This is a genomic window from Streptomyces olivochromogenes (assembly GCF_021538895.1).
Classification (GTDB): domain Bacteria; phylum Actinomycetota; class Actinomycetes; order Streptomycetales; family Streptomycetaceae; genus Streptomyces; species Streptomyces olivochromogenes_A.
The window spans coordinates 1-13549 of sequence record NZ_JADDRL010000067.1 but is presented as its reverse complement, the minus strand read 5'-3'; the positions used below and the strand labels follow the sequence as shown (position 1 = coordinate 13549).

12 protein-coding genes are annotated in these 13549 nt (G+C 71.9%); 9 read left to right on the top strand and 3 right to left on the bottom strand.

Annotated elements, in window-relative coordinates:
• Positions 1-9 precede the first annotated feature (9 nt).
• Positions 10-1182, top strand: coding sequence for an imidazolonepropionase (gene hutI / locus IPZ69_RS29265; protein ID WP_235457604.1), 1173 nt, complete (start codon positions 10-12; stop codon positions 1180-1182).
• Here the strand turns inward: hutI and IPZ69_RS29260 are convergent, their stop codons facing one another.
• Complete coding sequence (locus tag IPZ69_RS29260) at positions 1183-2766, bottom strand: RICIN domain-containing protein (protein ID WP_235457603.1); 1584 nt, start codon at positions 2764-2766, stop codon at positions 1183-1185.
• 143 nt (positions 2767-2909) lie between these two features.
• Positions 2910-3806 carry an RNA polymerase sigma factor SigF gene (locus tag IPZ69_RS29255; protein WP_235457602.1) on the bottom strand — a complete coding sequence of 299 codons (897 nt, stop codon included), beginning with the start codon at positions 3804-3806 and terminating at the stop codon, positions 2910-2912.
• 250 nt (positions 3807-4056) lie between these two features.
• Here IPZ69_RS29255 and IPZ69_RS29250 point away from each other — a divergent pair, with 250 nt between their 5' ends.
• From IPZ69_RS29250 to IPZ69_RS29225, 6 genes are all read left to right on the top strand, one after another.
• Positions 4057-4434 (top strand): STAS domain-containing protein, encoded by a 378-nt coding sequence (locus tag IPZ69_RS29250; RefSeq protein WP_235457601.1) that lies wholly within the window; start codon positions 4057-4059, stop codon positions 4432-4434.
• Between the two features lie 204 nt (positions 4435-4638).
• Positions 4639-5217: an ATP-binding protein gene (locus tag IPZ69_RS29245; RefSeq protein ID WP_235457600.1), complete on the top strand. Its 579-nt coding sequence runs from the start codon at positions 4639-4641 to the stop codon at positions 5215-5217.
• A 217-nt stretch (positions 5218-5434) separates the two neighbouring features.
• Positions 5435-6133, top strand: a complete 699-nt coding sequence (locus IPZ69_RS29240; protein ID WP_235457599.1) for an LPXTG cell wall anchor domain-containing protein — start codon at positions 5435-5437, stop codon at positions 6131-6133.
• Between the two features lie 31 nt (positions 6134-6164).
• Positions 6165-7037, top strand: coding sequence for a COG1470 family protein (locus IPZ69_RS29235; RefSeq protein WP_235457597.1), 873 nt, complete (start codon positions 6165-6167; stop codon positions 7035-7037).
• On the top strand, positions 7034-8107 hold the full coding sequence (locus IPZ69_RS29230; RefSeq protein ID WP_235457595.1) for a hypothetical protein: 1074 nt from the start codon (positions 7034-7036) through the stop codon (positions 8105-8107). Before IPZ69_RS29235 ends, IPZ69_RS29230 begins: the two co-directional genes overlap by 4 nt.
• 2 nt (positions 8108-8109) lie before the next feature.
• Positions 8110-9417 (top strand): hypothetical protein, encoded by a 1308-nt coding sequence (locus tag IPZ69_RS29225; RefSeq protein ID WP_235457593.1) that lies wholly within the window; start codon positions 8110-8112, stop codon positions 9415-9417.
• Positions 9418-9481: 64 nt separating this feature from the next.
• Here IPZ69_RS29225 and IPZ69_RS29220 read toward each other — a convergent pair whose 3' ends face one another.
• On the bottom strand, positions 9482-10978 hold the full coding sequence (locus IPZ69_RS29220; protein ID WP_235457592.1) for an oligopeptide:H+ symporter: 1497 nt from the start codon (positions 10976-10978) through the stop codon (positions 9482-9484).
• Positions 10979-11492: 514 nt separating this feature from the next.
• Between IPZ69_RS29220 and IPZ69_RS29215 the strand changes: the two genes are divergently transcribed.
• Both IPZ69_RS29215 and IPZ69_RS29210 read left to right on the top strand, forming a co-directional pair.
• Positions 11493-12170, top strand: a complete 678-nt coding sequence (locus tag IPZ69_RS29215; RefSeq protein WP_235457590.1) for a response regulator transcription factor — start codon at positions 11493-11495, stop codon at positions 12168-12170.
• 107 nt (positions 12171-12277) lie between these two features.
• Entirely contained in the window at positions 12278-13549 is a 1272-nt protein-coding gene (locus IPZ69_RS29210) for an ATP-binding protein (RefSeq protein ID WP_235457588.1), read from the top strand.

The following is a 13549-nucleotide window of genomic DNA, read 5'->3' as shown; positions in this document are numbered from 1 at the left end:
GACGATGCCATGAGCAGCACCGCCATCACCAACATCGCCACGCTGGTCACCAACGACCCCTCCCTCGGTGACGGAACTCCCCTCGGTCTGATCCAGGACGCGGCCGTCGTCATCGACGGCGACCGCGTCGTGTGGACCGGTGAATCCAGCAAAACACCCGCCACTGACAATCACGTCGACGCCGGCGGCCGGGCGGTGCTGCCGGGCTTCGTCGACTCCCACTCCCACCTGGTCTTCGCGGGCGACCGCACGCAGGAGTTCAACGCCCGCATGTCGGGCCGCTCCTACACCGCGGGCGGCATCCGCACCACGGTCGCCGCCACCCGCGCCGCCACCGACGAGGAGCTGGAGGCCAACCTCACCCGCTACCTGGCCGAGGCCCTCCGCCAGGGCACGACGACATTCGAGACGAAGTCCGGGTACGGCCTGACGGTCGCCGACGAGTCCCGCGCCCTGCGCATCGCCGCCCGGCACACGGACGAGGTCACCTACCTGGGCGCCCACATCGTCTCGCCGGACTACGCCGACGACCCCGCCGCCTATGTCGCCCTGGTCACCGGCGAGATGCTCGACGCCTGCGCCCCGCACGCCCGCTGGGTCGACGTCTTCTGCGAGAAGGGCGCCTTCGACGGCGACCAGGCCCGCGCGATCCTCACGGCGGGCAAGGCCAAGGGCCTGCACCCCCGCGTCCACGCCAACCAGCTCTCCTACGGCCCCGGCGTCCAGCTGGCCGTCGAGCTCGACGCGGCCAGCGCCGACCACTGCACCCACCTGACCGACGCCGACGTCGACGCCCTCGCGAGCGGCCGCACGGTCGCCACCCTGCTGCCCGGCGCCGAGTTCTCCACCCGCGCCGAGTGGCCGAACGCCCGCCGTCTGCTGGACGCGGGCGTCACGGTCGCCCTGTCCACGGACTGCAACCCGGGCTCCTCGTTCACCTCGTCGGTCCCGTTCTGCGTCGCCCTCGCCGTACGGGACATGGGCATGACCCCGGACGAGGCGGTCTGGTCGGCCACGGCGGGCGGTGCGGCGGCGCTGCGCCGGGACGACATCGGCCGCCTCGCCCCCGGGGCGCGCGCCGACCTGATCCTGCTCGACGCGCCGAGCCATGTGCACCTGGCCTACCGGCCGGGAGTTCCCCTGGTCGGCGGAGTGTGGCGGGCGGGCGTGCGCGAGGTCTGATCAGGCGGCCCCCGCGTGCCAGCGCTGCGCCGACCCCCCGTTCAACGGGTCCAGGGACGGCCAGTCGTCGCCGTGCGCGGTCAGGCCTGTCTCGATGGCGATCTCCGGGCGGATCACTCCGTCGGAGTCCACGTCGAACCGGAGGTTCTGGCCGTTGCGGCCGTACACCGAGTCGCACGTCCAGATGCCGACGCCCCGATCGACGGAGCCGCGGCTGTCCAGGCAGTAGTCGGGATCCGCGGCCGACTGCAGGACGCCGCGGTCGGAGTCGACGCGCCAGCGCTGGGTGGGTGAGCCGTTGCAGGTGGCGGTGACGACGTCCGTGCCGTTGTCGAACCAGCCGTCGTCGACGTCCAGGCAGCGGCCCGTGGCGGCGTTCACCACCTGGGCGTAGGCGCTGCCCGGTGGCGCGAACGTCGGGGTCGGGGTCGGGCTGGGTTTCGGCTTCGGCTTGCGCTTCGGCGTGGGGGACGGGGTGACCGGCGGGTGTGAAGTCCTCGTCGGAGACGGGGACTCGGAGGTGGGGGACGGGGGCGGCGCGGAGACCGTGGCCGTCGCCGTCACGGTCACCGGCGGGCTGGTGGGTGTCACCGTCGCCGCCTCGTTCTGGTGCCGCGAACCCGTCGGCGACAGCAGCAGGACCAGCAGCGGCGCCAGGGCCACGCCGAGGGCCGCCGAGGTCAGCAGCACGCGCCGCCCGGGCGGCCGGCTCCCGTGCCCCAGCGGCTCGCTCGCGACCGGCGGGTCGCCGTCCGGCGCGGCGCCCCGGATGTACGCCGCCCCGCCCCACGGCAGCAGCCCCTCCGCCAGTGCCGCCCGCGGCGCGTCCCGCAGGGCGGTGAGGTCCTCGTAGGCGGCCGTGCAGTGCGGGCAGTGCGCCATGTGGGCGTGCAGGTCGGCGCTGTAGCGGGCGTTCTCCGGACGGGCCGACTCCTCGATGAGCCGGCGGAAGTCGCCGCAGCGCGGGTCGTCGGAGGCGGCCAGCCGGGACTTCAGACAGGCCTGGGCGAGGGTCTGGAGCGCCTGCGGCGTGCCGTACCGGACGTCCTCGCGGCTCGCGCCGAGGTAGGTGGCCGTCGTGTCATCGGGTTCGCCGTCCAGGATCCCGTACCAGATCAGGCCCTGGGCACGGGAGGGAAGCGAACGGAACGCCTCCAGCATCGGCGGGACCGGGCCCCCGGGGAGCCGGGACGTGTTGAGGATCAGCAGGAGGGCCGGGTCCAGGCCCGCCGACCGCTGGTCCTGCGCCCAGGAAGCGGCCAGCCGGGCGGTCAGCAGCAGGAGTTGGTGCCGCAGGGGTACCTGCGGCTCCACTCCGCGTGCCGTCTCCCGGGCCGCCGTGGTGAAGACCTGCATCGCCAGCTGCCGTGCCGACGACTCGCTCGCCGTGCACAGGCCGGCATAGGCATGGACGGCGGCGCCGTGCCGCCGGCGCAGCTCGCGCAGTGCCGGGTATGCGGTCGCCGTGCGGGCCCGCAGCAGCCCCGTCAGCCGCGCGTCCGGAGCGTCCGCGTGCGTCTCGTCCGTACCCGCGTGTGTGTCGTCGACGTCACCGTCGTCGGCCGGGTCGACGCCCTGGCCCATGTCCGCGCCTCCTTGCACCCCGTGCGGCCGGCGCGTCCTCGTTGACGTACCGGCCGGTTTGGCGTGCCCATAGTGGTGGAGGGGGGCCTTTGGGGGAAGGTGTTTCTATGGGTAACCCGAGTGGCCCGTGTGCGGTGGGAGGCTCATTCCTCCAAGGTCAGTCCCCGGCGGAGTCGTACCAACGTCCGTGACAGGAGCCGCGACACGTGCATCTGCGAGATGCCGAGCTCGTCGCCGATCTCCGACTGGGTCATGCCCGCGACGAAGCGCAGGGACAGGATCTTCCGGTCCCGGTGCGGGAGTTCGGCGATCAGCGGCTTCAAGGACTCGACGTACTCGATGCCTTCGATCCCGTGGTCCTCGTAGCCGATGCGGTCCGCGAGCGCGCCCTCGGAGTCGTCCTCGTCGGGCTGGGCGTCCAGCGAGGAGGCCGTGTACGCGTTGGACGCGGCCATGCCCTCGACGACCTCGTCCCCGGACAGGCCCAGGTGCTCCGCGAGCTCCGCCACCGTGGGGGCGCGGTCCAGCCGCTGGGCGAGCTCGTCCCCGGCCTTGGCGAGATCGAGCCGCAGCTCCTGGAGTCGGCGCGGGACGCGTACCGACCACGAGGTGTCGCGGAAGAAGCGCTTGATCTCACCGATGATGGTCGGCATCGCGAAGGTGGGGAACTCGACACCGCGGGAGAGCTCGAAGCGGTCGATCGCCTTGATCAGGCCGATCGTGCCGACCTGGATGATGTCCTCCATCGGCTCGCTGCGGGAGCGGAACCGGGAGGCGGCGAACTTGACCAGCGCGAGGTTGAGTTCGACCAGCGTGTTGCGGACGTACGCGTATTCGTGGGTGCCCTCTTCGAGGGACTCCAGCCGCTCGAACAGTGTCTTGGAGAGGGCCCGCGCGTCCACCGGACCGACCTCGTCGTACGGCGGGATCTCGGGGAGCCCGTCGAGGGGATCCGCGTGGTCCGTGAAGGGATCCAGTTGTTCCGGTGGGGGTGTCGACGTCGCCGTCCGGGTATGCGATGCGTCGAGCCGGGCTGACATGGTGCCTCCATCGTTCTCGGCATAAGGCTGCCGAAGCCGTTCACGTGCACTGCGGTGTGCGGCGCCTCCAAAGCCGGCCGTGTCGGTTACGTGTCCCTACTAGCCCTACCCGCTTTCCGGACCCCATCGCAAGTGCATTCTGTGGCTATATGTCCGATTGTGGGCGGTTGTTCGGGTGTCGGACGGCGCAGGGAAGGCGTAGTGTTCGAGAACGTTGAGCAGGGCAGGCACGACCTCGGGAGAGAGACGCATGGACCACGGGACGGTCGGCAGCGCACAGTCGGGCCGGCTTCTGGTGGAGGTGCGAGAAGAGGGCTCCAGCGCGGTGGTGACGCCGGCGGGTGAGCTCGATCACCACACCGCCGATCTGTTGCGTGAGCCACTCGACGACCTGCTGGCGAAGGGTTTCTCACGGCTCGTCGTGGACTGCTCGCGGCTGGAGTTCTGTGACTCCACCGGTCTGAACGTGCTGCTCGGTGCCCGCCTGAAGGCGGAGGCCGCCGGGGGCGGGGTACACCTGGCGGGGATGCTCCCGGTGGTGGCCCGGGTGTTCGAGATCACAGGGGCGGAGGCGGTCTTCACCGTCCACGACTCCGTCGAGGCGGCCCTGGCCGAAGAAAGCGGCTGACCCGAAGCCGTGTCGCGGCCGCGCCGGACAGGGGGGTGTTTCGCCGGATCTGCCGGGCAGGAGACATCCTGGACCTGTTGGGCCACGGGGGTCGTGGAACCGGCGAACGCCCTGCGTACGACGTACGTAGTGACAGGTATCGAGCGATACAGACCTCTGCATCGTGTGAATCGTGAACTGGTGAATCGGTGAGGTGAAGCGCTGATGAGCACCACCCGGCCCTGCTCGCCGGGCGACCGCGGCCCGGAGCCCAGCGGTGCTTCCGGGGCGTCCGAGGGGGAAGCGCCGCGGACCGGCGGGTCCGTGGGGGCGGCCGTGTCGAACGTGTCGGCCACGTCGACCGTGTCGCCGGAAGGCTCCGAGCGCCGTCAGGGCCATCAGGTCCGCAGGCTGCGCCTGGTCGGCGAGAGCGGGGTCGTCCCGCTCGCGCGCGACTTCACGCGCCAGGCGCTGTACGCGTGGGGCTGGCTGCCCGCCGCGACGGCCGACCGGCGGGCCGCCGCCGAGGACGTCCTCCTCGTCGTCTCCGAGCTGGTCACCAACGCGTGCCTGCACGCCGAGGGCCCCGAGGAACTGTTCCTCGCCTGCGACGACAAGGTGATCCGCCTGGAGGTCACCGACCGCGGCACCGGCCAGCCGGCCCCCCGCACCCCGCACCGGGCCGGGCGCCCCGGCGGGCACGGCATGTTCATCGTGCAGCGGCTGTGCCTGGACTGGGGGGTCGTCCGCACCCCGGGCGTGGCGGGCAAGACGGTGTGGGCGGAGCTGGGCGCACCCGCGTAGGAGGTGACGGGCGGCCTTCGCCGCCCGCCCGGCGCCCGCCCTGCCTCGGCCCCGTGCCCCGGGCCGTCGTCACCGGCGACCCCTCTCTCCACTCGAACCCCCTTTCGCGCACGCCGGATCGTCACAACTCCGGGGTGCGCCGTGTCTTCCTTCCTCACGACCCCGGGCGTACCTTGACGGCCGATCTGATGTGCCGTCAGGAACGAGGTGGACCGCCGTGTCGTACCCCAAACGAGCCGCCGCGCTCGCCTCCGCCGCGGCCCTGGCCGGCTCGGTGGTGCTGCTGGCCGCCCCGGCGGCCAGGGCCGACGTCGTCGACGTCAACTACCAGTGCAAGACACCCATCGGCGACAAGAGCGCCGTCTCGCCGATCGACATCAAGGGCGTCAAGAGCGGCAGCGGATACAAGATCACCATGTCCTGGCAGAAGGGCGTCTCCTCCAGCCCGGTCGAGCTGGGCAAGGGCGCGATGAGCCCGAGCGCCACCATCAAACTGGGCGGCGCCGACAGCGGCACGCTCGCGGTGTCCGGACCGGCCAACCAGGCCGCGATCCCCGCCAACACGCCCATCAAGATCAACGACTTGAGCGGCACCTACACGCCGAAGAAGACCGGCAAGGTCACCTTCACGCCGGACGTGCTCACCATCAAGGCGCTCGGCACCACGACGACCTGCACGCCGGCCAACAACCCCAAGCCGTCCCTGAGCCTGGACGTGACGGCGGCCGGTGGTGGCGGATCCACGGGGACGTCCCAGGGCGGCTCGCAGAGCGGCACCGACTCCGGCGGCCAACTGCCGCAGACCGGCCCCGAGGACTCGGCGATCGCGCTCGGCACGCTCGGCGGCACCGTCCTGCTCGCGGGCGCGGCGGGCGCCCTGTGGCTGACGCGGCGGAACCAGACCGTACGCCGCTGAACACCCGGGTCCTCGACCGCTGGAGCCGCCGATGCCGTCCGCCGCCCGTGCCCTGTGCCTGTCCCTGCTGACCCTGCTCGCCACCGCGCCGCAGGCCGCGGCCGCCTGGGGATCCCCCCTGCTCGAAGGGCACGGGGGCTGGTCCCTCGCGCCCGCCGGCGGCGGACGCCCGTCCTTCTACGCGGAGGGCACGCCCGGGACGGTCCTGCGGGACACGGTGTCCGTGACCAACCCGGGCGGAAAGCCGGTCACGGTACGGCTGCGCGGCACCGGCGTGCGCGTCACCTTCGCCGGCGCCGGCCTCCGCGTGCCCGCCCGCACCCGGGCCGACGTCCCCTTCACCCTGGCCGTCCCGGCGCAGGCGGCCCCCGGCGACCGCCCCGCGGCGATCACCGCACGGTCCGACGACGGCCGGACCGTCACCGTCCCCGTCCGCCTGCGCGTGACCGGCCCCGCGCTGTCCGCGCTGACCGTCGAGCATGTCGCCGTACACGCCGACCGCATCACCTACGACCTGGTCAATAGGGGTACGACCGTCCTCGTACCGACCCTCGCGGTGCGCGCCGACGGCGTCTTCGGGCGGGTCCTGGACCGCGCACCGCGCACCCTGCCCGTCCGGCTGGCGCCGGGCCGCCGCCTGACCCTCGACGAACCGTGGCACGGGCGGCCCGCCCTGGACGCCGTCGACGTACGGCTGACGGTGACGGCCGAGGGCGGCGCGCGCGACTCGGCCGAGGTGTCCGCGCGGTTCGTGCCGTGGGGCGCGGTGGCCTTGGGCGCGGGGCTGGTCTCCATGGCCGGGGCCGGCCTGGTCGTACGACAGCGCGGGCGCCGAGGGCCCGAGTCCGGGCCGACGACCGCGTCCGAGGGCGCGCGGGCCGAGTTGACGGGAGCGGTGCGGTGAGCGGCAGACTGCGGATCCCCGCGCTGGCGGCGCTGCTCGCGCTGCTCCTGCTGCCGTTCGCGGCGCCGGCGGCGTCGGCGGACGGCCCGACGGTGCGGCTGTCCGCCTCCCAGGCCGGGACCGGAGGTTCGGTCACCGTCAGCGGCAGCGGCTGGCGCCCGCACACCCTGCTGATGGTGCTGATCTGCGGGCAGGCCACCCCGTCCCGGGGCGTGATCGGCGGCACCAACTCCTGCGCCAACGGCGACGGCAGGGCCGCCACCACCGACGCCGAGGGGGCCTTCGGCAAGAAACTGCCGGTCACCGAGCCGCCGGTGCCGTGCCCCTGCGTGGTGCACGTGGCCACCGCGACCGGGGCGAAGGCCGAGGCGGACGCCGTCCTCCAGGTCGCCGGGCACGCGGTGGAACCGCTGCCCGCCGAACCGTCCGGCGGCCGGCTCTCGATCCTCACCGACACCCGGCTCAGCGGCTCCGGCGGGCTGTTGACCTGGTTCGGCGCCCCGCCCTCCCGCACGCTCGTCCTCACCGTCGGCAACGTCGGCTCGTCCGCCGTGAAGAACCCCGTCTTCCAGGTCGGCACCTCGCACGGCGTGTTCGCCCCGCAGTGGGACGACCAGCAGTGGCGCGGCACCCTCGCACCCGGCGGGAAGGCGCGGATCAGCCTGCCCGTCGAGCTCTCGGCCGGGGCGCACGGCGACTACACCGTCTCCCTCAAGTACGGCGGCAGGGTCCTCGCCGAACAGCCCTGGGGCGTCGGCCGCCCCTGGGGCGTGACGCTGTTCTGGATCCTGGTCTGCCTGGTCGTACCGGCCGCCGTGTTCCGCGCCGGCATGGCGGTGGTGGACCGGGTACGGCCGCGCGCGGCGGGCGGCGTCCGGCACCGGGGACGCCCTCGGCTCGCCCTGCGGATGCCGGCCCTCCGCGCGCCGGACACCTCCGCCACCTCGACTTCGACCCTGCCGTGGTTCACCCCGGACTCCGATCCGGGCACGGCGGCCGGTCGGCTCTCCGCACCGCACGACGACAGCCCGACGAGTCCTACGACTCCCACCACGAAGGGACCCACGTGAGTATGCGAAGGAGAGTCACACTGGCCGGCGGACGGCGGGCGGGCGCGCTGGCGGCGGCGCTGGTACTGGGCTCGGCGGGTGTCGTGCTGAGCCTGGCCGCCGGGCCCGCCCAAGCCGCCGAGGTGTCGTTCGCGACGCACTGCGTACCGCCCGCGGGCATCGACCCCGTCGACGGCACCACCAAGGTCGAGATCACCGCGCCGGCCACCGCGAAGGTGGGCGACACCGTCGACGTCGTGTGGAAGTTCACGCAGGCCGCGTCGAAGAACCCGAACATCATCGACCTGCCCGCCAACTCGGTGCAGCCGTCCGGCACGCTCAAGGCGGCCGGCGCGCAGACGTCCGACATCGCGATGCAGGGGCCGCGGCAGAACCCCCCGATCCCCAAGGGCGCTGCCATGGTGCTGTCCGACATGAAGGGCACCCTGAAGCTGACGGCGCCCGGCGAGGTGACGCTGACGCCGGACGCGTACACCGTCAACGCCATGTCGACGGACACCAAGTGCACGCCCAAGGAGACCGTGCAGAAGGCGGCGACCATCCAGGTGACGGTGGGCGGCGGGAGTTCGTCGAGTACGACGCCGACGCCGTCGGGCTCGGCCACGCAGTCGGCGACGCCCACGCCGACGAACTCCTCCAGCGCCTCCGCCTCCGCCTCGGCGAGCCCGAGCGACGGCACCGGCCAGACCGACTTCACCGGCAAGGAGGTCCAGGTCCCCTACGCCTGCAAGACGCCCATCGGCGACAAGAACGCGACCTCGCCCGTGCAAATCAACGCCAAGAAGAACGGCGGGAGTTTCGACCTCACGGTGCAGTTCAAGAAGTCGGTGATGGACAGCCCCGCCGACATCCCGGCCGACTCCGTGAAGCCGTCGATGGAGGTGGCCCTGGGCGGCGCCGACAAGGGCACCGTGCATGTGGAGGGTCCGACCAACTCCGCTCCCATCAAGTCCGGCGAGCCGATCGAGATCCCGGACCTGACGGGCACCTACAAGCCGGGCGCGAGCGGTGAGTCGACGCTGTCCCCGGGCGTCCTGACCATCAAGGCCCTCGGGACGACGACGACCTGCACGCCGACCAAGTCCGAGGTGTCCCTCACCCTCGACACCACGCAGCAGGCGAACGGCGCCTCGGGCGGCTCGTCGACCTCCGGCGGCTCCTCCTCCGGCGGCAGCAGCGGCAGCGGCGGCCTGGCCGAGACCGGCGCGAGCGACCACGGCGCCCTCAAGGCCCTCGGCCTGGTGGCGGGCACCGCGATCCTGCTGGGCGCGGCGGTGTTCACGTTCATGCCGGGACGGCGGACCCGCTGACATGCGCGGAGGGCCGCCGCACCCCCAGGGGTGCGACGGCCCTCCGACCGGCTCGGGACGTACGTCAGTGCACGTCGCCCATGAGCTCCTTGACCCGCTTGCGGTACATCCACACCGCCAGACCGGCGACCACGGCGAGGACGGCCTGCAGGGCCACGATGCCCGTCTTGTTCAGGTCGACACCGGCGATGGAGAGCAGACCGGTCGTGGCGTCACCGGCGGTGACGGCCAGGAACCAGACACCCATCATCTGGGAGGCGTACTTCGCGGGCGCCATCTTCGTGGTGACGGAGAGGCCGACCGGGGAGACCATCAGCTCACCGACGGTCTGCACGAAGTAGATGGCCACCAGCCACATCGCGGCCGCCTTGTGACCGCCCTCGGCGATCGACAGCGGAGCGAGGAAGAGGAAGAAGGACGCGCCGATCAGGACCAGGCCCATCGCGAACTTCACCGCGGTGCTCGGCTCCTTGCCGCGCCGCGCCAGGGCCAGCCACGCCCAGGCGAAGACCGGGGCCAGCGCCATGATCATGACCGGGTTGACCGACTGGTACCAGGAGACCGGGAACTCCCAGCCGAAGACGGTGTTCTTGGCCGAGGACTCGGCGAACAGGGAGACCGTGGAGCCACCCTGGTCATAGATCATCCAGAACACGGCCGCGGCGACGAAGAACCAGATGTAGGCGCTCATCTTGGACCGCTCGGCGTGGTTCAGGTCCTTGTCGCGCTTGATGCGGGCGATGACCACGACCGGGATGATCAGACCCGCGATGGTGATCGGAACCAGCAGCCAGTTCAGCGTGTAGACGCCGGAGACACCGACGACCAGGTAGAAGACGGCCGCGACGCCCGCCCACAGGGCGGCCTTGGTCAGCGTGGCCTTCTTCTCGGCGTCCGACAGCGGCGTGGGGACGATGTCGGAACGCGAGCTCAGGTGGCGGGTGCCGAGCAGGAACTGGGCCAGACCCAGCGCCATGCCGAGCGCGGCGAGCGCGAAGCCCAGGTGCCAGTTGTAGTTCTCACCGACGGTACCGATGACCAGCGGAGCGGCGAACGCACCCAGGTTGATGCCGATGTAGAAGAGGGTGAAGCCACCGTCGCGGCGCGGGTCATCCGGGCCGTCGTAGAGGTGACCGACCATCGTGGAGATGTTGGCCTTCAGCAGACCGGAGCCGATCGCGACCAGACCCAGACCGGCGAAGAAGGTGCCGGAGCTGGGCAGCGCCAGCGTGAGGTGGCCGGCCATGATGATCGTGCCCGCGACCGCCACCGTCTTGCGGGGGCCGAGGAGGCGGTCCGCGAACCAGCCGCCGGGCAGGGCGAGCAGGTACACGAGCGACAGGTACACCGAGTAGATCGCAGTCGCCGTGGCCGCGCTCATGTGCAGCCCGCCCGGGGCCACCAGGTACAGCGGGAGCAGGGCCTTCATGCCGTAGTAGGAGAAACGCTCCCACATCTCGGTCATGAAGAGAGTGGCCAGTCCGCGGGGGTGGCCGAAGAAGGTCTTCTCGGAACCGGGGGTGCCCGGGTCGACCGAGTCCTTCGTCAGGCTGGACGCCATGGTCGTTCCTTGCTGGTCGGGACGCGCGTTGGAGCGTTGCGCGCCCGGTGGGGGATTCGGCCGGCACCGGCGGGTCGGTCCGTCCACCCCACGCCCAGGGGGAGTCCGCCCCGGATCGCGGAGCGGTGGACGGCGACCACCGGGATCCACGCGCCGTGACGCGTCGTGCGTCCGGAGCCCGGCCAGAGGTCATTCCTTTCAAGGCCGGAGGAGGTCCGGCCCGCACACAAAAGAGACCTTCAGCGTCAAATGCCCGCCAAAGGTCCCCGGTGTACTACAGGCGTTCACCGTCACTTTACGTCAGGACACTGCCGGATATGGAAGGACTTGAGACAGGGATCACAGGTGTCCACGGAACCTTGGGAGCTGATTCGAAGGCCCTTCCTACGATCGCACCTGTTGGCCATAGGTTCATACCAAGGTGACACAAGGTTCGTACCAGTGCGCCCCAAGGTAAGAATCCCGGGTTCCGATCACACCCCAGCACGACGCGCGGGCGGACTACCATCACCTCATGACCCGTGTACTGCTCGCCGAGGACGACGCGTCCATCTCGGAGCCGCTGGCCCGTGCCCTGCGCCGGGAAGGTTACGAGGTGGAGGTGCGCGAGGACGGACCCACCGCGCTCGACGCCGGAATGCAGGGCGGCGTCGACCTGGTCGTGCTGGACCTGGGCCTGCCCGGCATGGACGGCCTGGAGGTCGCCCGCCGGCTGCGCGCCGAGGGCCACACGGTGCCCATCCTCATCCTGACCGCGCGCGCCGACGAAGTGGACACCGTCGTCGGCCTCGACGCGGGCGCCGACGACTACGTCACCAAGCCCTTCCGGCTCGCCGAACTGCTCGCCCGGGTACGGGCCCTGCTCCGGCGCGGTGCCGCCGAGCCGCAGCAGCCGCCGGCCACGCACGGGGTGCGCATCGACGTCGAGTCGCACCGCGCGTGGATGGGCGAAGAGGAACTCCAGCTCACGGCCAAGGAGTTCGACCTGCTGCGGGTGCTCGTGCGCGACGCCGGACGGGTCGTGACGCGCGACCAGCTGATGCGCGAGGTGTGGGACACCACGTGGTGGTCGTCCACCAAGACCCTCGACATGCACATCTCCTGGCTGCGCAAGAAGCTCGGCGACGACGCGGCGAACCCCCGGTACATCGCCACGGTGCGTGGGGTCGGCTTCCGCTTCGAGAAGAGCTAGCCGCTGCCGCCGGGCCTGGCCGACTACGCGCGTCACGCCGTTGAGGACCGGTGTGTCCGGATCCCGGGGCACACTGGTCGTCGTCAAGCCATCGCCCGGAGGGCCTCGTGCGTCGTCGTCTCATCCAGTCCACCCTTGCCGTCGTCCTGGTGGTGATCGCGGTCTTCGGCGTGTCCCTGGTGATCGTCGAGACCCGCACCATCAGCAACAGCGCCCAGGAAAGAGTGGATTCCGAGGCGGTGCGGCTGGCCAGCATCGTGGACAGCCGGATCCTCGGCGCGGAGGACGTGACCGCCGAGATACTGCGCAACCAGGTCACCAAGGACCAGCACGCCCAGATCCGCATCCCCGGCCAGCCGCCCATCGAGATCGGCACCAGGCCGGAGGGCGACGTCATCCGCGCCACGCAGCAGGGCGAGGAGGGCGAGTCGGTCACCGTGGAGGAGCCGCGCTCGTCCGTCACCCGGGAGGTCGGCCGTACGCTGCTGATCATCGGGGCGGTGGCGCTGCTGGCGGTGGTGGCCGCGGTCCTCCTGGCGGTACGCCAGGCCAACCGCCTGGCCTCCCCCCTGACCGATCTCGCGGAGACCGCCGAGCGCCTCGGCTCCGGCGACCCGCGGCCCCGGCACAAGCGGTACGGCGTCCCCGAGCTGGACCGGGTCGCCGATGTGCTGGACTCCTCGGCCGAGCGCATCGGCCGCATGCTGACGGCGGAGCGCCGGCTGGCCGCCGACGCCTCCCACCAGCTGCGTACGCCGCTCACGGCGCTCTCGATGCGGCTGGAGGAGATCACCCTCACCGATGACCCGGACACGGTGAAGGAGGAGGCGAACGTCGCGCTGACGCAGGTGGAGCGGCTGACGGACGTGGTGGAGCGGCTGCTCACGAACGCCCGCGACCCGCGCACCGGCTCCGCGGTCTCCTTCGACCTGGACGAGGTCATCCAGCAGCAGCTCGCCGAGTGGCGGCCCGCCTATCGCAACGTGGGCCGGGCGATCGTCAGCTCGGGCAAGCGGCATCTGCGGGCGGTGGGTACGCCGGGCGCGGTGGCCCAGGTCCTGGCCGCGCTGATCGAGAACTCGCTCATGCACGGCGGCGGCACGGTGGCGCTGCGCACCCGGGTCACCGGCAACCAGGCGGTCGTCGAGGTCACCGACGAGGGCCCCGGCGTCCCGGCCGACCTGGGCGCCCGCATCTTCGAGCGGACGATCAGCGGCCGGAACTCCACGGGTATCGGCCTGGCCGTAGCCCGCGACCTGGCGGAAGCCGACGGCGGCCGCCTGGAACTCCTCCAGTCCCAGCCCCCGGTCTTCGGCCTGTTCCTCTCCCGCACCCCACCTTCCCGAAAGCCGGACGGGGACTCCCCGACGGTCCGCTGA